This is a genomic window from Alkalibacillus sp. S2W (genome assembly GCF_046764385.1).
Classification (GTDB): domain Bacteria; phylum Bacillota; class Bacilli; order Bacillales; family Alkalibacillaceae; genus Alkalibacillus; species Alkalibacillus almallahensis.
Window position 1 is genome coordinate 2,245,814 of the sequence record NZ_CP177234.1, and the last position, 19,673, is coordinate 2,265,486.

General features: G+C 39.7%; 16 protein-coding genes and 1 riboswitch. Of the genes, 4 read left to right on the plus strand and 12 right to left on the minus strand.

Translation table 11 applies throughout. The features are described 5' to 3' along the window. Positions 1-116 precede the first annotated feature (116 nt). Positions 117-1,268: a sensor histidine kinase gene (locus tag ACKXGF_RS11825; RefSeq protein ID WP_411953916.1), complete on the minus strand. Its 1,152-nt coding sequence runs from the start codon at positions 1,266-1,268 to the stop codon at positions 117-119. A gap of 209 nt (positions 1,269-1,477) precedes the next feature. Between ACKXGF_RS11825 and ACKXGF_RS11830 the strand changes: the two genes are divergently transcribed. Next, positions 1,478-2,116, plus strand: a complete 639-nt coding sequence (locus tag ACKXGF_RS11830; RefSeq protein ID WP_411953917.1) for a YigZ family protein — start codon at positions 1,478-1,480, stop codon at positions 2,114-2,116. Between the two features lie 38 nt (positions 2,117-2,154). Here ACKXGF_RS11830 and ACKXGF_RS11835 read toward each other — a convergent pair whose 3' ends face one another. The 4 genes from ACKXGF_RS11835 to ACKXGF_RS11850 form a co-directional block, all read right to left on the minus strand. Further along, positions 2,155-2,634 carry a GtrA family protein gene (locus ACKXGF_RS11835; RefSeq protein ID WP_411953918.1) on the minus strand — a complete coding sequence of 160 codons (480 nt, stop codon included), beginning with the start codon at positions 2,632-2,634 and terminating at the stop codon, positions 2,155-2,157. After that, positions 2,631-3,755, minus strand: a complete 1,125-nt coding sequence (locus tag ACKXGF_RS11840) for a glycosyltransferase family 4 protein (RefSeq protein WP_411953919.1) — start codon at positions 3,753-3,755, stop codon at positions 2,631-2,633. Before ACKXGF_RS11840 ends, ACKXGF_RS11835 begins: the two co-directional genes overlap by 4 nt. Before the next feature lie 30 nt (positions 3,756-3,785). Then, complete coding sequence (locus tag ACKXGF_RS11845; protein WP_411953920.1) at positions 3,786-4,934, minus strand: NAD-dependent epimerase/dehydratase family protein; 1,149 nt, start codon at positions 4,932-4,934, stop codon at positions 3,786-3,788. Positions 4,935-5,573: 639 nt separating this feature from the next. Next, positions 5,574-7,070, minus strand: a complete 1,497-nt coding sequence (locus ACKXGF_RS11850) for an APC family permease (RefSeq protein WP_411953921.1) — start codon at positions 7,068-7,070, stop codon at positions 5,574-5,576. Positions 7,071-7,311: 241 nt separating this feature from the next. Between ACKXGF_RS11850 and ACKXGF_RS11855 the strand changes: the two genes are divergently transcribed. After that, positions 7,312-7,851 carry a hypothetical protein gene (locus tag ACKXGF_RS11855; RefSeq protein ID WP_411953922.1) on the plus strand — a complete coding sequence of 180 codons (540 nt, stop codon included), beginning with the start codon at positions 7,312-7,314 and terminating at the stop codon, positions 7,849-7,851. A 111-nt stretch (positions 7,852-7,962) separates the two neighbouring features. After that, positions 7,963-8,045, plus strand: a riboswitch (cyclic di-GMP riboswitch). Positions 8,046-8,066: 21 nt separating this feature from the next. Next, a complete protein-coding gene (locus ACKXGF_RS11860) occupies positions 8,067-8,195 on the plus strand; it encodes an anti-repressor SinI family protein (protein WP_411953923.1) in 129 nt (42 codons plus the stop codon). A gap of 29 nt (positions 8,196-8,224) precedes the next feature. Here ACKXGF_RS11860 and ACKXGF_RS11865 read toward each other — a convergent pair whose 3' ends face one another. Further along, on the minus strand, positions 8,225-8,659 hold the full coding sequence (locus tag ACKXGF_RS11865; RefSeq protein ID WP_411953924.1) for an IDEAL domain-containing protein: 435 nt from the start codon (positions 8,657-8,659) through the stop codon (positions 8,225-8,227). Between the two features lie 193 nt (positions 8,660-8,852). On the opposite strand from ACKXGF_RS11865, the gene ACKXGF_RS11870 reads away from it, so the two are divergent. After that, entirely contained in the window at positions 8,853-9,938 is a 1,086-nt protein-coding gene (locus tag ACKXGF_RS11870) for an AI-2E family transporter (protein WP_411953925.1), read from the plus strand. A 261-nt stretch (positions 9,939-10,199) separates the two neighbouring features. Here the strand turns inward: ACKXGF_RS11870 and ACKXGF_RS11875 are convergent, their stop codons facing one another. The 6 genes from ACKXGF_RS11875 to gltB form a co-directional block, all read right to left on the minus strand. Continuing rightward, positions 10,200-11,189 carry an ABC transporter permease subunit gene (locus ACKXGF_RS11875; protein ID WP_411953926.1) on the minus strand — a complete coding sequence of 330 codons (990 nt, stop codon included), beginning with the start codon at positions 11,187-11,189 and terminating at the stop codon, positions 10,200-10,202. Continuing rightward, positions 11,179-12,057 (minus strand): ATP-binding cassette domain-containing protein, encoded by an 879-nt coding sequence (locus ACKXGF_RS11880; protein ID WP_411953927.1) that lies wholly within the window; start codon positions 12,055-12,057, stop codon positions 11,179-11,181. The genes ACKXGF_RS11875 and ACKXGF_RS11880 overlap by 11 nt, the downstream gene beginning before the upstream one ends. Beyond that, entirely contained in the window at positions 12,050-12,442 is a 393-nt protein-coding gene (locus ACKXGF_RS11885) for a GntR family transcriptional regulator (protein ID WP_411953928.1), read from the minus strand. Before ACKXGF_RS11885 ends, ACKXGF_RS11880 begins: the two co-directional genes overlap by 8 nt. A gap of 102 nt (positions 12,443-12,544) precedes the next feature. Next, positions 12,545-13,336 (minus strand): pyrroline-5-carboxylate reductase, encoded by a 792-nt coding sequence (gene proC, locus ACKXGF_RS11890; protein ID WP_411953929.1) that lies wholly within the window; start codon positions 13,334-13,336, stop codon positions 12,545-12,547. A gap of 201 nt (positions 13,337-13,537) precedes the next feature. Beyond that, positions 13,538-15,025, minus strand: a complete 1,488-nt coding sequence (locus ACKXGF_RS11895) for a glutamate synthase subunit beta (protein ID WP_411953930.1) — start codon at positions 15,023-15,025, stop codon at positions 13,538-13,540. Between the two features lie 21 nt (positions 15,026-15,046). Beyond that, complete coding sequence (gltB, locus tag ACKXGF_RS11900) at positions 15,047-19,561, minus strand: glutamate synthase large subunit (protein WP_411953931.1); 4,515 nt, start codon at positions 19,559-19,561, stop codon at positions 15,047-15,049. Between the last annotated feature and the right edge of the window lie 112 nt (positions 19,562-19,673).

Below are 19,673 nucleotides of genomic sequence, written 5' to 3' on the forward strand. Positions count from 1 at the left end.
TGTACAACCTATTATACTACAATTATCGGCTTATGGGTAATAATTCATACAAAAAAGTTAAAAATTTATTTAACATAATGAAATTTAGCTGATGATGGAAAGCCTATTTCATAACCTTACCCTTCGCCTTCACCTTGTACAGGTAATTGCATCAATACTTTTGTTCCTTGCCCGGATTGCGATTTCAATTCAATCGTACCACCAAGCATATCGACACGTTCGCGCATACCTGTTAGACCAAATGATGATTCCTTTTCTGTTTCGATATCAAATCCTTTTCCATGATCAATCACTTGGACGTTGACTTGTTGAACAGTTTCTTCAAAAATGACTTCAATTAAGCTCGTATCAGCATGCTTAATGGCATTTTGTACGGATTCTTGAACTAAACGAAACACAGCCGCTTCAAATTTCTGATTATAACGTTTGTCACTTTCTTTCGCTTTAAATTCAACCTTGATTTCGTGATAGTCCTCAACCGTCTTCAAATATTTTCGAAGCGCCGGTACTAAGCCAAGATCATCGAGTGCCATTGGACGAAGGTCATAAATAATTTTGCGCACTTCATATAATGCGTTACGCACGAGCTCTTTCACTTCTTTAAGTTCCTTCGTCGCCTCATCAATGCCTCGTTCACGAAGCGTCTTCGTCACAATGTCCGAACGAATCATGACATTTGCTAGCATTTGGGCTGGTCCATCGTGTATATCTCTCGACAGTTTTCGACGCTCTTCTTCTTGGGCATCGATAATTTTAAGGCCAAAATTATACTTTTGATTAGCCTGATTGAGCGCATCATTAACTTCCTGAAAGTCCTCGGTTAAATATTGCAACATGACGTTGATTTTACTCATCACATTTTCTGTACGAGTAATATTCTCATCAAGTGCACGAATCCGATTCTCCAACTCATCACGTCGCTTAATCAACCCTTCTTCTTGTTGACGTTGAACGACAAGCTTCGTATGCAACTCATATGTCGTATTATACGTTTCCTGGACTTGCTCTTCACTATACTGCGAGAAGTTTTTGCTAACATCACTCAAACGCTGACGCGATAACTTCAGCCTACGTTCAAGCTGGTCATTATCCGCAATCATTTGATCAACTTGGTGACGAATGCCCTTCACTTCTTCTGCGAGCCTCTCTTGCTCTTGCCTAGAATGCTCACTTAAGTTAAAAATCTCTTCCTTACTATTCGAGACAACATTAACCATTTCATCGATGATTTTATTTAACATTTGATCTTGGTCTAAATTATTGGACATCGAAACTCCTCCATCATTCATACTATATCTTTCGGCTTGTTTTATAGATTCTTTGAGGGTCTTTATCAAATTTTTTATTCATTTTTTATAAAAATTCATGACAAAAGTCTTAAGTTTAAAAGGAATAATACATGTTTAAGAGTTATTCCCTCAATATTTGCCTGGTTAACCTTGTTTTTATATAATAGTTGGTTAGGAGGATGACTGACATGCTAGAAAATTATTTAACCGTTAAGCAACAAGGTGAACACGAAAATATCATACAAAAGTCTCGTTTCATCGGTCATATTAAGCGTACCGAAACAGAAGATGAAGCACAAGCATTTATTAACCAAATTAAAAAAGAACATGCCAGTGCCACGCATAACTGCTCAGCCTATATGATCGGTGAGCAAAACTTAATCCAAAAGGCTCAAGATGACGGAGAACCAAGCGGTACAGCAGGAGTACCTATGCTGGAAGTGTTAAAACAAATGGATATGAAAGATACGACCGTTGTGGTGACACGTTACTTTGGCGGAATTAAATTAGGTGCTGGAGGTCTTATCCGCGCTTATTCTAATGCGACAAGCGAAGCGATTCGAGCAGTCGGTGCTGTTAGACGTTCATTGATGCAAAATGTCATAATCCAAGCTGGCTACGGCATGCTAGGCAAATTGGAGAATGAACTGCGCGCACATGATTATTTAATCGAGACAATCGATTACGCAGAAGCCGTTACTTTTCACGTCCTCGTCCCGATTTCCGATGCAGAAGACTTTAAAGGATGGATGATTAATTTAACCAGTGATCAAGTCACGATTAAAGACGGCGAAACCCAATATGTAGAACGAGATGTGGAAGTTTGATTAAACGATCCAGCTCAACAAAAAACCACCAACATTGCTTAGCGCAATTTGGTGGCTTTGTTTTGTTTACGTAATGATATTTGATAATCTTTGAACACGTAATATTTAATCATGAAGAAGCTGGCGAGTGATGATGACACCATGGCACTTCCTTTAGCGATATTATACGCCAACCATGCTGGAATCCCGAACAGGCCAAATAAGGCATTAATCGCAACGAAGATTAAGTTATTAACGCCCAGACTGATAATAGCCTGAATAATAAACCCTACGCGTTGGCGTTTAGCGCCACTAGACGTACGATTAAACGTAATAGACGCATTCCATAAATAACTATTTAACACAGATAACGAGTAAGCTGTTGTATTAAACAGAATCAACGTTAACGTGTCGGTAGTCGGAAAAAGAATCAAAAGTAGATTCAGTACGCCGATATCAATCGCGGCATTCGAACCACCAATCACGCTAAATTGGAAAAACTGCTTAATACCACTCTTTCGTTTCTTTTCTTCTGTCATGAGGATCCCTTCTTCTGTTCAGCAACGCGGTGGTAGATATCAAGGGCTTGTTGTGATTGACGATCCCAACCCATTTGTTGGATATCCGCATAAGCCGTCTCACTTAAGCGTTGACGTAACGACTCATCTTCTAATTTTCTGACCGTTTTCACAAAGTCATCGTTACTTGATGGATCATATAACAAACCTTGTTTCTCATCAGTAATTTGTTCTTCAGTTGGGCCACTTTTGGCTGCGACTACAGGTAAACCTGCTGCCATCGCTTCGGAAAGCACTAAGCCTAGAGTTTCTGTGGTCGATGGGAAGACGAAGACATCAGCTGATGCATAGGCACTAGCTAGTTCTTCGCCATGTAAAAAGCCAGTAAAAACTGTATTCGTACCAGCAAAATATTTTTCTAATTCGCCACGATGCGGTCCATCGCCAACGATTCCCAACACAAATTGATCAGAATAATCGAGGACATGACGAATTTTTTCAATTTCCTTCTCTGGTGCGAGTCGTCCGACAAACAGTAATAAGGTTTTATCAGTTTGACCACCTGATAACCTGTCACGCATGTCAGGGCTTTCGTAATCAGGATTGAAAAATTCTGTATCGACACCACGTTCCCACACTTCAACATTGTGGAAATCATGCTCATCAAGTTCCTGCTTCACGACATTCGATGTGCATAGATTAAGATCGGCTTTGTTATGCAACTTTCGAAAATACCACCATAAGAGTGGCTTAAATATCGAGACATTATAATAATCTGCATAACGTGGTACTTGTGTATGGTATGACGCGACTAATGGATAGTTCAACTTATTTGCATAGTGTACCCCAGAAGCGCCAACAAATGCAGGATTAACGACATGAACAATATCTGGGTCTTGCTCTTCAATAATCGTGCGCACTTTTTTCGAAGGAAACGCAAATAATTTTGAACGGTAAAACAAGAATTTCCTTGCAGGTACACCTATAATCTGCGCTCCTTCAAATTCTTTAACACCTAAATCTGGGGCTACTACCGTTACATCATGACCCTGCTTCATAAAATAACGTATACTATGCGTTAATCGGGTCACAACGCCATCTGTTGCTGGTAGAAATGTTTCTGTGATGATGAGTATATGCATAACAAGTCCGTCCTTTATCCTATACGCCTATTATTTCCACGTTACAGTTGGCAAAATATTGTCTTTGATGACGCGATCTTTATGAGCAACAACTGCGTGTAAGATTTCTCGAATAACTTCTTCGTCTAATAAATATGGCTCTAATCCTAAATCTTGTAATTTCGTGTTTACAGCGTGGTAGAAATGATCTTCCGCTTCAATACGAGGGTTATCTAAATGTGCGATATTCGTATCTAAGCCTTCTTCTTTCGCGACTTTTTGTACTTTTTCAGCTAATTCTTGTACTGAGAAGTATTCCGTGAATTGGTTAAAGACGCGGAATTCACCACGATCAGCTGGATTCTCCGCTGCAATTTCGATACAACGTACGGTATCACGAATGTTTAAGAATGCACGTGTCTGACCACCTGAACCATAAACCGTGATATCTTCGCCGACAGTTGCTTGAATAATGAAACGGTTAAGGGCTGTACCATATACGCCGTCATAGTCAAGACGATTTGTTAAAACTGGGTCCATTAATGTTTCATCTGTTTCTAAACCATACACAATGCCTTGGTTAAGGTCTGTCGCACGAATGCCCCAAATCTTACAAGCAAACGTAATGTTATGGCTATCATGTACTTTTGATAAGTGGTAGAAAGAACCTGGTTGCTTCGGATACGGAAGTGTATCTTTGCGACCTTTGTGTTCAACTTCAATATACCCTTCTTCGATCGGAATATTCGGTGTACCATATTCACCCATCGTACCTAATTTAATAAGATGACAATCTGGAACGATTTCGCGAATTCCGTAAAGCACGTTCAACGTACCTGTCACGTTATTCTCCTGAGTATAAACCGCATGCTCACGATCAATCATTGAGTATGGCGCTGAGCGCTGTTCAGCAAAATGAACAAAAGCATCTGGCTCTTCCGTTTTAAGCACTTGTTTTAGAAAATCATAATGTGTCAGATCCCCTTCGTACACGCGGATCTCCTTACCTGTTAGCTCTTTCCACTTCGCCACACGCTCATCCAACGATGTAATCGGTGTTAACGAATTCGAATGAAGCTCTTGGTCAATATCTCGTCTTACATAGTTGTCGATAATTGATACATCATGGCCTTGCTTGGATAAATATAATGCGGTTGGCCACCCACAAAAACCATCTGCACCAGCAACAATAATATTCATAATTCTTTCCGCCTTTCTTATTTAAATCACTTTTTAATTAGATAAAACATATTTCACAATCATTATCATAACATTCATAAGCAAGATTTCAATTAGTATCTAGTAATATAGAAGCAATGATATGAATTTGTCAAATATTTTGGAAAAAACAAGGGGATTAGAGTAATCAAACCCCTTCATTCTATCAACTTAAATATGATTTGAACATCCAAAATTCTTGACCATTTTGTCTTATTATAACTGATTAATTATAATTTGGACTCATTTAACCAATAACTTTAAAAAATCTTTACATTATTATATGAACCTTAAATAATTCAACATTTTATCAACCTAATGATGAAAACACACTTTTTAATTGAATTCAGATTGAATTAACTATTTAATGATGAAAATTTATAAATGACAAAAGTCTGCACCTATAAAAATATCATTTCGCACAAAAAAACCGCCCATCTCTATGAGATGAGCGGCACCAAAAAGATAGCGTCTTAATAACCTTATGATCGAGGTTATCTTCATTTTATTATAGACCTATAATATTTACAATGTCACATTCATTGAAAAATAAATCCAAAATCCCATGTTTAGCGACCTAAAAATTGTCGACATTGTTCAACTTTTTATAATTATTCTAATCTAGAATTCTTCATCTTCTTCTTTTTTTAACTTATATTGGTCTTCTCCTAAGATTAAATAAGCTAATTCATCTCGTGTATATTTAGATAACTCGCGACGACGTCCAATGTAGAAAATCGCGCCTAGTACCACCCAGACAATTAACGCAATAAAGGACTCTTGTCCAAGCGCAGCTGGTGAAGCTGGGTATAGCAATAATATTAAGAAAGCAATACTTGATACCATACCAATGATTGTCACGACTTTTCGCCACGGTGAAATAATATGCAACTCTGGATTATAATCATGTGCTTGATCATTCCATCTTAATAACTTATAAGCTGTGTAAGTGGTGTAGAAATAAGCAATGGATACACCAACTGAAGACATATTCACAATCCAGCCAAGTACATCGCGACCAAACCACGGCGCAATAATCGAAATGAGGGCCGCAAATAAAATCGCATAAAACGGTGTGTTATGCTGCTTGTGTAAACGCGCGAACATATCTGGAAGCACTTTACCACGCGCCATAGCAAATAAAACGCGGCTTGCTGAAATTAAAAAGCCATTTAAACCAGTGAAAATACCCATTGATAAGGCTGTAGCTAAAACAATTAAACCAGCTGTCCCCATCACTTCTTCAACCACAACACCTGTGCCCCATGAATGGTTCGCACCTGATAACTCCTGCCATGGCATAGCGACACCTGTAGCCACAATCATCATTGAATAAATCGCTGCTGCAAATAAAATCGCTAGCACGATTAACGATAAAGCTTTTTTCGATGAGAACTTAAATTCTTCCGCGGCTTGTGGAACGTTATCGAAACCGACATAGGCAAATGGCGCAATAGCTACCATGGTCAGAATCGCCGATAACGCTGTCATATCTGGCTTAAAGACAGGTGTTAAATTACTGAACGATGTGTCCCCGCTTGAAGTCATACCAATTGTAATTGTTAAAACACCTAATATTAATACAGCTACAAAAATAAACTGCATACGACCTGAGATCGTCGAGCCACGAATATTTAAAAATGCAAAAATACCAATTAATAATGTCGTAATTATAATTTCTGTTAAATAAACTTCCCATCCTGCTATTTCATATAGCTTTGCCTGTTCGATGAAATCCGGGAAGATGAATTTCAACATTAATGAAAAGGCTGTCGCATTTAACGCTACGATACATATGTAACCAAGCGTTAAAAACCAACCACTAATATACGCATGCGTCCGGTTCAACCCTAAGAAGGCGTAGGCAAATTCCCCACCTGATACAGGATATCCTCGAATGAGCACACCATAGCTGATCGCAATGACGATCATGAGTAGCGCTCCGATTGTTAGTCCTAAAATAACGCCTAACGGACCAGCATCGCCCATCCAGTTTGCTGGCATAACAAATGATGCCCAACCAATAGATGAACCGAGCGCAATGGCCCAAACCCAATGAGGTTTTAATGTTCTGTCTAATTTCTGACGTGTTAGTGATTTGTCTGACCTTCCACTCACGACTAAAAACTCCTTTTCGTATTAAAATGTTAAAGTATTACGCAAGTCATTGTCGCACACTAAATGAATAATAGGAAATCTCCGATGACCTCGTCTGTGCTAGTACGAGCAAGCATGAATGACTTGTGTGCATTATTTTTTAAAAATGTCGCAAAATATCAAAAAATGCACGCAAAATACCACAAGTATAAAATGATTGACCAAGGGTAAGGATGGAAGTAAAAAAGTTAGGTGACTCATGATGCGCTGGATTGGCTTACTCTTGTTTTCAATCATTATCTTCCCTTTTTATCTTCTTACTACACATGTTTTTGATAACTTTTCATTAAATAACTCAGAACAAATTGAAGAACCGGAACCTCAATCAATCACTACAACGACAGAACATACTCTAAATGCTTCTGAACACAAGCCTGTCACAACTGTTAGCTCTTCTGACAAAATCAAAACAGAATACATAAACAAACTCAATCAACTAGAAGAATCTGTTTGGGAAGAAATCAACCAATTAGAGAAGCAAGCGGAATCTGATCTTACAAGTACAAGTAACGCAATCAAAAGAGGAGCAGTTCTTTTAAAATATGAACGACAAGCACGGGAAATTGAAGAAGAAACTGACGAACAATTTACTGAACTTATGCAAGAATTAAAGCATAATGTCCAATCAGATCAAACGGGTCAGCACCTGTCACAAGAATTAAAATCGGAATACGAAGACCGTAAATCAAAACTAAAGTCATCCATATACAAGGAAGTGAATGCATTTCTTAGTGAATCATGATGAAGGTACGCAGATTACTGCGAACCCTCAGAAAACATGTTGAAACTTTTGGATGGATTGGGGGTAGCCAGTCTAAATATCAGAGGGTAAACTATACTTAATAAATCAAGAACGTGCTAAAGGCAAACCTTCTGAAAAGTTGGGACGCAAAGCTTTTGGTCTAAGGGGGAACCTACGATTGCAAGGCTGCCACCATGTGAATGGGGGGAACGAAAATGAGGCAAGCAGCACCAACTTCGTTACGTTATCTTGATCAAGAATGGATTGAGCTGATCAAAATGGCTAAAGCACTCGGCATTGAAAAAGAAGACATTCAACAGTTTTTAAAACATAAGTCAATATAATGGGATGGCGACGTCGCCATCCCATTTCGTTACTTATAATATGCCATTAATGCGTTAAACATCGCTTCATCTCGATTTTCTAAGGCTTGATCAATTAATCGCATGAAATTTTCATGCTCTAGAGTTGTAATTACATCTAATAACTCTTCTTCCGATACTTCGCAAGCATCTGAATTTAATCGTTTGATGAGCTCGTTCACATATGTTTCAAATTGTTCAAATGCCATTAATTGATATAGTGGTAACGTCAAGTATTCCTTACCATGCTGAAACACAAATTGATCATCTGTGTTGACAATCTGTTCGCTACGTCGATCGATAATAATTTCACGTGCTTCTAAGGGAATAAAATGATAAGTCTTGCCATGATGTTCAATCGAAAAATACTGAAACGCTAAAATAATCCTTAAATAAGTCTCATCTCGTTTGACATAATAAGGCTTTAACATTTTTACCGATTGCACCGCCACCACCCCCCACTCAAGATAATTTTTGAAAATTCTGTGTATTATAATTATGCACTATTTTTCAGAAAAATTAAAGCGATTTGACAAAATTTTTATATACAAATCTTATAAACTGTTTTAAACTACGATATAATGGGAAATAATTGCTATGTTAATAGTATAAATTAGTGATAAAGAAGGTGACATGATTATGCCAAACGGGAAATGGTTTCGTATCGGATACGGACTAATTATAATCTTACTCATTGTCTTCCTATCAACAAAAGTAAGATTCATTTTCGAACCGATTTTTGTTTTATTTCAAACATTATTTATTCCCATTATTATTGCGGGTATTCTCTATTATTTAATTCGGCCACTCGTCGATTTCGCATCGAAATACATACCGCGGCCATTGTCCGTATTAATCGTTTTTTTAACCGGTATTGGAATTGTGACAGGGCTGATTATGCTGATCGCTCCAGAATTAGAACGACAATTTAACAACTTAGCCAACTCGCTTCCTGATTTAATTGATGATGCCAACCAAATGTTACTCAATATACAAGCAAGCGATTGGTTCTCACGGATTTCACCTGAAGAAGATGCGATCACGAATTTCTTTAACAATTTAGAAAGTAACTTAGATCAAATTCTTTCGCAGATCGCTTCACAAATTACAGAATATATTGGACTCATTGCGAACGTTTTAATTACGATTATTGTGGTACCGTTCATTTTATTTTACTTATTAAAAGATGGTGAACTACTACCTCGTCGAATCATCGGTTTCTTACCTAAGCGTTATAAAGATGAAGCCGTGGAAATTTTAGATGACATGGATTCAGCGCTAAGTTCTTATATTCAAGGACAAATTATCGTTAGTTGCTTTGTCGGTGTACTCGTTTATATCGGTTACACGATTATCGACTTACGATTCTCGCTAATTTTAGCTGTTGTAGCGCTTTTAACGAACTTCATTCCATTTATCGGTCCATGGATCGGGACGCTTCCTGGTGTGGTTGTTGGTTTACTCGAATCACCGTTTCAGGCACTACTTGTCATCATCATAGTAGTCGTCATTCAACAGATTGAAAGTAATCTTATTTCACCCCAAGTTATGGGTAAAAAATTACAAGTCCATCCAATTACGATCATATTCCTGTTGCTGTTTGCCGGTAGATTTGGTGGTATCTTAGCAATGATCATCGCCGTACCGACTTACGCGGTTATTAAAGTAATCGTCAGTCACATCTACCGGATTATCAAACTAAGGAATAAAGATTCATTTGAATGAATAAGACCCTCTAGCTCAGGCTAGAGGGTCTTGTTTTCTTTCATTTCTTTTTCAAGATTTATTATTGGTTTTATATATTAAATACAACACCTTAGTTGTTGTATTGTGAAGAGCGAAGGTGGCGACTCCTTTGGGAACAGCACGAGCTCGAGACCCCGCAGGCCATACTTTTAGGCCGAGGAGGCTCGATCCGTGCCCACGGAAAGCGTCCACCGGTAGCGATTCACAATAACAACAACGGATAATAATTCAACTTCTCTTTCAAGCTCTATTAAGCAATCGTTTCGTAATTTTCCAAGAGAAAAATAGGAAGATCACAGCACCGATCCAATATAAAATCACAGCAATCGTCATCCCTGAATTATAAGGTGCAATTGATGAAACAAGCATACCACCTAATAACACACTACAAAGCGGAATACCGACCAAGAAAATCGGATGCAATGAACGATACGTAATAAAATCACCTGTATATTCTGATGGTGCTTTAATAAATGAGAATAAACCTGCTACCGATGCAATAATTAGAGCTACGATCGGTGTCCAAACTGTCAAATGATCATACATATACGGTGATAGATACATAAACCAAAATAAATCTGTCACAACCGCTTCAACTTGGCTTCCATTAAATTCACCACCATGTACATAAATCAAATGACTGATTAGCACGAGTAACCCTTGCGGCAAGAATAAAAAGATAAACGTTAAGGCAATTTGCGATTTGATTTCACCAGTAATCGATCCAATCATCATTGAAAAGGCAAAAATAAACGCATAAACCGCTAAAGGCATGATAAAGACTTCCCATAAATCAACATTCGATAATAAGGAGCTAAACTCTGATTGTGAGATGACCAATACCGCTAGCAAAAACGATATAGTAAAACTTAATACAATGGATAACATTCCGAACACATATTTCGTTGCAAACATTTGCTGACGCGAAAAAGGTAATGCCATCGAAAAATCATGACGTTTCGTACTTTTTTCTAAGCCAATTAAGAAGCCAGCAAGCAAGATTACAAGACCAATCGCAATCACACCAAATACGTCTGGTGAAAATAAACCATTTATTTCATTAGCCTTATTTTGCTCCCAAAAAGTTGGGTTTTCTTCCGCCATATTCCGCCACGTGTCCAAACTCATGACTGCATTCAAAAAATAACTTAATAAAAATACAATAAGTACACTCACACTAATTAACACATTATGCTTCCACTCTTTCATCCATAGTGCTTTAGGAAACATATAAGTCACCCCCTAATTTCGCCACAAACACGTCTTCAAGCGTCAGTGGTAATTCTTCAAAAAGTATCGGATCATATTGTCTTAATACCGCTTCATTTTCCTCATCATTTTCTTTAATTAACACAACACCGACACGACCTGATTGACTCAATACATCCATATGTTCTTGAATATCACTTGGAAATGCATCGTGATAAGCGACTTGCACCTTTTTATATTGTTGCTTTAACTCTTCCATCTCCACTTCTGATTCAACCGTTCCATCTTTAAGCACAACGATATGATCCGCCATCTTCTCAAGTTCATCCAGACGGTGAGATGAAATAATGACCGAGACGTCTTGTTTGGCTACTTCTTCAGCAATAAATTGAAGGATATCCTTCTTAATAATGACATCTAAGCCATCTGTCGGTTCGTCTAGCAGTATGTACTGCGCATTAGTCGCAAACGCTAGAATTAGAGAAAATAATGCCTTTTGCCCTTTCGACATTTGTTTAATTTTACCTGTCTTCTTGAAATTGAATTTATCCAGCAAATCATAATAATAAGTTTCATCAAACGATGGATAAACAGTCTTATAAAACTTCACAATTTCTTTGACGGAATAAGCCTTCAAGGCATCTGTCGAATCAGGAACAAATACAATGTTTTGCTTAATATCTGGTTCCCGGTAAACACTTTTACCATCTACTGAAATCGACCCTTTATCAGCATGAATAATCCCTGATATCATACGGAGTAATGTCGTTTTTCCTGCTCCATTTCGCCCAACAATCCCCGTGATCGTGCCTGGATGGACTTGGAAATTTACTTGATCTAATATACGCGTTCGATCAAGCGATTTGGTTACATGATTTACTTTAATCATCTGATTCTCTCCCTTCTTCTTTAAAAAACTCCTCGACCCATTGCTTTAACTCTTCTTTAGTCAAACCAGCTTGAATAGCTTTCCCAAATAAAGCTTCTGCTTGTTCTTTCAAATACCCCACTTCCTTTTCTTTCACAAGTTCTAATACGTCTTCTGCAATAAACGTGCCTTTACCTCGATAAGTCACAAAAATCCCCTCGCGCTCCAATTCTTTATACGCTTTACTAACTGTGTTGGGATTGACAGTCAACTGTGCTGACATTTCTCTAACTGAGGGTACTTGATCACCTGCAACCACAACGCCTTGTAACACACGACGTTTGACTTCATATATGATTTGTTCATAGATCGGCTGATTACTAGTTGGGTTTAAAATAATATGCACATCATCACCTCGCTTCTCTGTGTATTAAGTGTACTACATTAGATAGTACAGTTGCAACAGTTAATTAAAATAAAAAATAAAGGCTACCTTTTGAGGTAACCTTTATTTCCCTGAACATTTATCCATAGCTTGTATAATCGCAGCTCGAAAACCATTTTGTTCGAGTGCATCTACTGCTTTAATCGTTGTTCCACCTGGTGTACAGACTTGATCCTTTAATTCACCAGGATGTTTATCTGTATCGAGCACCATCTTAGCAGCCCCCAACAAGGCTTGTGCCGCATATTGATAAGCTTCCTCACGCGGAATACCCTGTTTCACCGCGCCGTCAGCTAATGCTTCGATAAACATATAACCATAAGCTGGCGAAGAACCGCTAATTGCCGGAATGGCATCCATCATCTTTTCATCTACTTGATCTGAGCGACCGTATAGTGAAAATAAATCATGAATCAACTGAATTTCATCATCTAGCACATGCTCATTTGCACAAAACACAGTCATGGCTTCACCAACGAGGGATGGCGTATTTGGCATCGAACGTATAATTTTCGTTTCCTTCCCAAAAGCCAGTTCAATATCTTTCATCCGCACACCAACCGCAATCGTTACAATAATGGTATTCCGATTAATATCTTTACGAATTTCTTCAATAACATGCGGATATACATGTGGCTTCACTGCTAAGAATAAAATATCGCTCTCACTCGCCACACGGCGGTTATCATTACTAATGTCAACTTGGTACTTTTCTTTCACATGATCGATTGTTTCTTCTGTGACTGCAGACGCATGTATTTGCTCGGGTGCGATTCCACCATACTGAATCATGCCGTTCATAATCGATTGCGCCATCTTGCCACTTCCAATAAAGCCAATCTGCTGGTCTATCATGCTTTCCACCTCCGTTTATTACTATCCTTCTATGTTCATCATTATAATACCCTTGTCAAATTGAGTTTAGCACATAAGTTTTGAAAATCGTACTTTTTTGCAGCTACTTATTAACGTCTATTGTTGATATTACGATCCACTATCAGCAGACGCTTTTCCATACTTGAAATTCAAAAAAAGCTGATAACCCAAAGTAGGCTATCAGCTCGTTAATTGTTCTCTTTCAATTGTTAGATAGTCGCCCACTTGCTCAGCAACTTCTCGACCCTCTCGAATGGCCCAAACCACTAAGCTTTGACCACGTCTCGCATCACCTGCCGCAAAGACATGTTCGTCACTTGTGCGGTAATCATTAGTGCCATCGACAGTCCAAATACGGCCACGCTCATCAAGTTCTAAACCAAAATGATCAAGCACTTCGCGTTCTGGCCCTGTAAATCCGATTGCCACAAAGACTAAATCGGCTTCCCACACTTCTTCTGTTCCTGGAAGTTCTTTTGTGACTAATCGACCTTTTTCTTCGACCTTTTCCACACGAACCGTTCGTAACGATTTAACATTTCCCGCTTCATCCGTATCAAACGCTTTCGTTAAAATTTCATACTGACGCGGATCTTCGTCATAAGCCTCGACCGATTCCTCGTAACCATAATTTAACTTAAACGTCATTGGGAATAACGGCCACGGGTTATCATCGTCACGTTCTTCAGGGTTTGCAGGGTGCTTACCAAATTGAACAACACGGTTACATTCTTGACGTAAAGCTGTTGCCACACAATCTGCACCTGTGTCTCCCCCACCGATGACGATGACATTTTTTCCGCGTGCATGAATCGATGCTTGATCTGGATCCGTTTCTAATGCTTTAGTCGAGTCTTTTAAATAGTCCATCGCGAAATGGATGCCCTGGCTATCACGATTATCAGCTGGGACATCACGGTGTTGTTGCGAACCAGTGCATAGAATAACGGCATCGTAATCCGCTTTTAATTGTTCGCGTGTGATATCTTCACCGACTGATGTATTACAAACAAATGTAACGCCTTCAGCTTCAAGTAATGCCACACGACGCTCAACCGTTTCTTTATCCAATTTCATATTCGGAATACCGTACATCAACAAGCCGCCTGCACGGTCATCTCGTTCATAGACCGTGACTGTATGTCCTTGTTGGTTCAATTGATCAGCCGCTGCTAAACCTGCAGGACCTGAACCAACAATCGCAACATGCTTCCCTGTTCGTACTTCAGGCGGGTTCGCTTGTTCCCAACCATTTTCAAAACCACGTTCAATGATTTCATTCTCGATTGTTTTTATTGCGACTGGATCATCATTAATCGCTAATGTACATGACCCTTCACAAGGAGCAGGGCAAACACGTCCAGTGAACTCAGGAAAGTTATTTGTTTCTTTCAAGCGTTCAAACGCATGCTGCCAGTCACCTTCACTGACTAACTCATTCCACTCTGGGATGAAGTTATTAACAGGACACCCAATATCCGATTGATTAAAACTAACGCCTGTATGGCAAAATGGCGTTCCACAATCCATACAACGCGCCCCTTGTTTTTGCAATTCATCTTCGGCTAATCGAATAGTATATTCTTCCCAATCTTTGATTCGCTCAATTGGGTCACGGGCTGCTTGATCTTGTCTTGAAAACTCCATAAATCCGCGTAAATAACTCAACTAAACACCTCCTCACACTCGTTATTGCACAACTGTATCGGTTTTTTCTTCACGTTCTTGACGTAATTTCTCTTTATATTCTTCAGGAATGACTTTAACGAATTGCTGAACGGCTTCATCCCAATGATTAAGTAAATACTTCGCTCGTTTACTTCCAGTCATTGCGAGATGATTTTCAAGCATGACTTTCAATTCGTCTTGTTCTTCCGCCTCAGTTACTGTTTCAAATAAGACCATCTCATGATTGGACTTCGCTTTAATCTCTTCCATGTCTGAATTCCAAATATAAGCTATTCCACCAGACATACCTGCCGCAAAGTTTTTACCAATCTCACCTAAAATAGCAACACGGCCACCTGTCATATATTCACAACCATTATCGCCAACACCTTCGACAACAGCTTGAACACCACTATTTCTAACCGCAAAACGCTCACCTGCTGCTCCGTTAATATAGGCTTCGCCACCTGTTGCACCAAAGAATGTCACGTTACCAATAATGGTTTCGGCCATGCGATGAACAGAAGGTGGGTTATGAGGCGTAATGGCAATCTTACCGCCTGACAATCCTTTACCAACGTAATCATTCGCGTCACCAGTCACGCTCATCGTAATGCCTTTCGGTAAAAAGGCTCCAAAACTTTGACCAGCTGAACCTGTGAAATTGAGATTAATCGTATGATCTGGTAAGCCTACTTCACCATAGCGTTTCGTGACTTCATGACCTAACTCTGTTCCAACTGTCCGATCTGTATTGGATATTGGTAATTCAAGAATCGTTTGTTCTTGATGATCCAGACTTGCTTGAACGTTCGGCATAATTTCAGTTCGATCAATGTGCACTTCATCATACTGGCTAATCGTAGGGCGTTCCTGTTTAAGCCAAGCATCATCTGAATGTTGCAATAATGGATCTAAATCTAGCTGTTTCGCTTTATGATGCGACGCTTTACGTGGATGAACTTTCAATAAGTCAGTACGACCAATCATTTCATCTAGTGAATGAATACCTAGTTGCGCCATGATTTCGCGCATTTCCTCAGCAATAAAGGTCATATAATTGACGACATGATCTGCTTGCCCGTTAAATTTCTTACGCAAATCAGGATCCTGAGTCGCAATACCAACTGGACACGTATCTAAATGACAAGCTCGCATTAAAATACAGCCGAGCACAACCATAGGTGCTGTTGAGAAACCATATTCTTCTGCACCTAGCAATGCCGCTTTCACGACGTCTTTCCCTGTCATTAATTTACCATCCGTTTCTAAACGGACTTTTTCACGCAAATTGTTTAACACCAAGGTTTGATGCGCTTCCGCTAAACCGAGCTCCCACGGCAAACCAGCGTGACGGATACTTGTTTTTGGTGAAGCCCCTGTACCGCCTTCATAACCACTAATTAAAATGACGTCAGCTTTACCTTTGGCAACACCTGCCGCAATCGTTCCAACACCTGTTTTCGAAACGAGCTTCACGTTAACCCGCGCATTCGTATTCGACTTCTTCAAGTCATAAATTAATTGCGCTAAGTCCTCAATGGAATAAATATCATGGTGTGGCGGCGGTGAAATCAAACCGACACCTGGCGTTGATTTACGGACATTCGCAATCCAAGGGTGAACTTTCTTCCCTGGCAAGTGGCCCCCTTCACCTGGCTTCGCCCCTTGTGCCATTTTGATCTGCAGTTCATCAGCGTTACTTAAATAGTAACTCGTAACGCCAAAGCGACCTGAAGCGATCTGTTTAATCGCGCTCCGTCGTAAATCACCATTTTCATCAGGTGTAAAACGATCCGGGTCTTCCCCACCTTCACCACTATTACTTCGACCACCAATTCGGTTCATCGCAATCGCTAAAATCTCATGCGCTTCTTGACTCAAAGCGCCGTAAGACATAGCACCAGTTTTAAACCGTTTAAAAATCTGTTCGACTGGTTCTACTTCTTCTAGCGGAATTGCGTCACGACCTTCATCGTTAATTTCAATTAAATCGCGTAAAAATGTCACTTTTTCTTCTTCGATTAATTCAGTAAACTGTTGATAGCTTTTAGCATCATTCATCCGAGCCGCGTGTTGCAACGTATGAATCGTTTTCGGGTTAAACGCATGATGTTCACCGTCACTACGCCACTGCATATCGCCACCCGAAGGTAGTGTCTTCCGTGTTAATGGATAGGCCATGCGATGACGTGTCAGACTTTCTGCGGCGATCGTCTCTAAATCAATGCCACCGAGTTTCGAGGCTGACCCACGGAAATACTTCTCCATTACGTCTTCGCTTAAACCAATCGCTTCAAATATTTGTGCACCACGATAACTTTGAATCGTCGCAATGCCCATTTTCGACATCACTTTCACGATACCTGATGTCGCAGCATCACGGTAACGATCAAATGCTTCATGAACTGATAAATCATCGATATATTGATCGTCAATTAGCTTTTCAATCGAACGATAAGCTAAATACGGATAAATCATATCCGCACCAAATCCGATCAATGTCGAAAACTGGTGGACATCTCTCGCTTCAGCTGTTTCAACGATTAGACTTGCTTTCGTCCGTAGTCCTTTTTCAACAAGATAGTGATGCAAACCACTCACTGCTAATAATGACGGAATTGCGATTTGTTCAGCTGATTGACCACGGTCAGACAGCGTAATCATCGAAACACCTTGATTTATCGCCCGTTCAACGCGTTTAAACAATTGATCCAGCGCAGGCTCTAATCCTTTAGCCCCTTTTTCAACTGGATAACAAATCGATACTTTTTCAAATCGGAAATCACTGCGGGAGTTATGAATGACCGCATCGAATTCCGCTTTCTTTAAAATCGGTGTATACAAACGAATTCGCTTACAGTGCTCCGGTCCATCGTCAAGCACATTGTGTTTGGGCCCTAAATAAGACGTAGTCGATGTAACTAGTTTCTCACGAATCGCATCGATCGGCGGATTCGTTACTTGGGCAAATAACTGTTTGAAATAATTAAATAATAGTTGTGGCTGTTCGGATAAAACAGCAAGCGGCGTATCATTCCCCATCGAGCCAATCGGATCACGTTTTTCCGTGACCATTGGCATTAAATTTTTCATCATTTCTTCTTTCGTATAACCATTAGCCAATTGGAAATGAAGCAATTCTGTTTCATCGATCTCTTCATCTTGGCGCCCCATCGGCAAACCACTCAATTGAACTAATGAGTCATTAAGCCACTGGCGGTAAGGACGTTTCTCCGCTAATTCACGCTTAACTTCATCACTATAACTCACTTTATGATTCTCTAAATCTATTAAAATCATTTGACCTGGACCGAGCTTACCTTTTTCGACAATGCGGTCAGGCTCAATATCTAGTACGCCAACTTCAGAAGAATAGACAATCCGATTATCATCCGTTATATAATAACGCGCAGGGCGCAGTCCATTACGGTCAATCGACGCCCCAATTTGGCGACCATCTGTATAAGCAATCGCTGTCGGACCATCCCACGGCTCCATGAGACAGCTTAAATACTCATAGCATGCACGCTCAGGATCACTCATGTCATCGTTTAAGTCCCATGCTTCTGGCACCATCATCATCGCTGTTTCTGGAAGTGACCGGCCGTTCATAACGAAATATTCAAACGCTTGATCGAGCATTCCACTATCACTCGATGATTCATCAATGACAGGTAGCAAATCTTTATGACGTTGACGATAAACATGCGATGTTGCTGCCGTTTCGCGCGCTTTCATCCAATTCACATTACCTGTAATCGTATTAATTTCACCGTTATGCATCAACATACGGTTCGGATGAGCTCGCTCCCATGACGGGAAAGTATTGGTACTATAACGAGAGTGCACCAGACCGAATGATGTCTTGGCACGATCATCTGACAAATCTAAATAAAACGTCTCAAGTTGCTCTGGCGCAAGCATCCCTTTGTACACAATCGTCCGCGGCGATAAACTCGCAATATAAAATGGTCCATCTTGTAATGTTTCATCTGCTTCAATTTGCTTTTCAATAATCCGACGAATCAGGTATAAGTCTCGTTCAAAGTAAATTTCACGCCCCGTTTCGTCAGACTTTCTTATAAAAATTTGTTCTATATAAGGTTGATTATGACTTGCACTTTCCGAAATAACACTCGAATCGACCGGAACATCACGCCAAGCAATCACATGATGACCTTCTTTTTCCACGACATCATTGAACATCGTTTTAACCGCTTCACGCTTCGTATCATCCTGCGGTAAGAAAACCATCCCAACCGCATAATTACCTTTTTCAGGTAGCATTTCATTCCATTGTTGACGATATAATTCATCAGGAATTTCAAGCATTAAGCCGGCGCCGTCACCTGTATGACCATCGGCACCACGGCCCCCTCTATGATCTAACCGTTTCAAAATCGTAATCGAATCATTTATCATCTGATGAGTCGAAACACCGTCTATTTGTGCCACAAAGCCAATTCCACACGCATCATGTTCTTCGCGCGGGTTATAAAGACCTTGTTTAGCTGGATAACCTGTTTGAATCATCGTGTCACCTCATCTTTCGGTCGTAAAAATTTTCAGAAGAATGTTATTTCTATCATAGTGCTTTTCTGTTATGCTTTCAATATATATATTCGATCAAAACGATCGCAAATTG

What these genes read in the sequence shown, in the direction of transcription:
- ACKXGF_RS11835 (WP_411953918.1), bottom strand. Translation starts at nt 2,634, where the DNA reads ATGACAGAAGAAAAGAAACGAAAGAGTGGTATTAAGCAGTTTTTCCAA.
- ACKXGF_RS11840 (WP_411953919.1), bottom strand. Translation starts at nt 3,755, where the DNA reads ATGCATATACTCATCATCACAGAAACATTTCTACCAGCAACAGATGGC.
- gltB (WP_411953931.1), bottom strand. Translation starts at nt 19,561, where the DNA reads ATGATTCAAACAGGTTATCCAGCTAAACAAGGTCTTTATAACCCGCGC.
- ACKXGF_RS11880 (WP_411953927.1), bottom strand. Translation starts at nt 12,057, where the DNA reads ATGATTAAAGTAAATCATGTAACCAAATCGCTTGATCGAACGCGTATA.
- proC (WP_411953929.1), bottom strand. Translation starts at nt 13,336, where the DNA reads ATGATAGACCAGCAGATTGGCTTTATTGGAAGTGGCAAGATGGCGCAA.
- ACKXGF_RS11870 (WP_411953925.1), top strand. Translation starts at nt 8,853, where the DNA reads ATGCCAAACGGGAAATGGTTTCGTATCGGATACGGACTAATTATAATC.
- ACKXGF_RS11855 (WP_411953922.1), top strand. Translation starts at nt 7,312, where the DNA reads ATGCGCTGGATTGGCTTACTCTTGTTTTCAATCATTATCTTCCCTTTT.
- ACKXGF_RS11875 (WP_411953926.1), bottom strand. Translation starts at nt 11,189, where the DNA reads ATGTTTCCTAAAGCACTATGGATGAAAGAGTGGAAGCATAATGTGTTA.
- ACKXGF_RS11860 (WP_411953923.1), top strand. Translation starts at nt 8,067, where the DNA reads ATGAGGCAAGCAGCACCAACTTCGTTACGTTATCTTGATCAAGAATGG.
- ACKXGF_RS11845 (WP_411953920.1), bottom strand. Translation starts at nt 4,934, where the DNA reads ATGAATATTATTGTTGCTGGTGCAGATGGTTTTTGTGGGTGGCCAACC.
- ACKXGF_RS11825 (WP_411953916.1), bottom strand. Translation starts at nt 1,268, where the DNA reads ATGTCCAATAATTTAGACCAAGATCAAATGTTAAATAAAATCATCGAT.
- ACKXGF_RS11830 (WP_411953917.1), top strand. Translation starts at nt 1,478, where the DNA reads ATGCTAGAAAATTATTTAACCGTTAAGCAACAAGGTGAACACGAAAAT.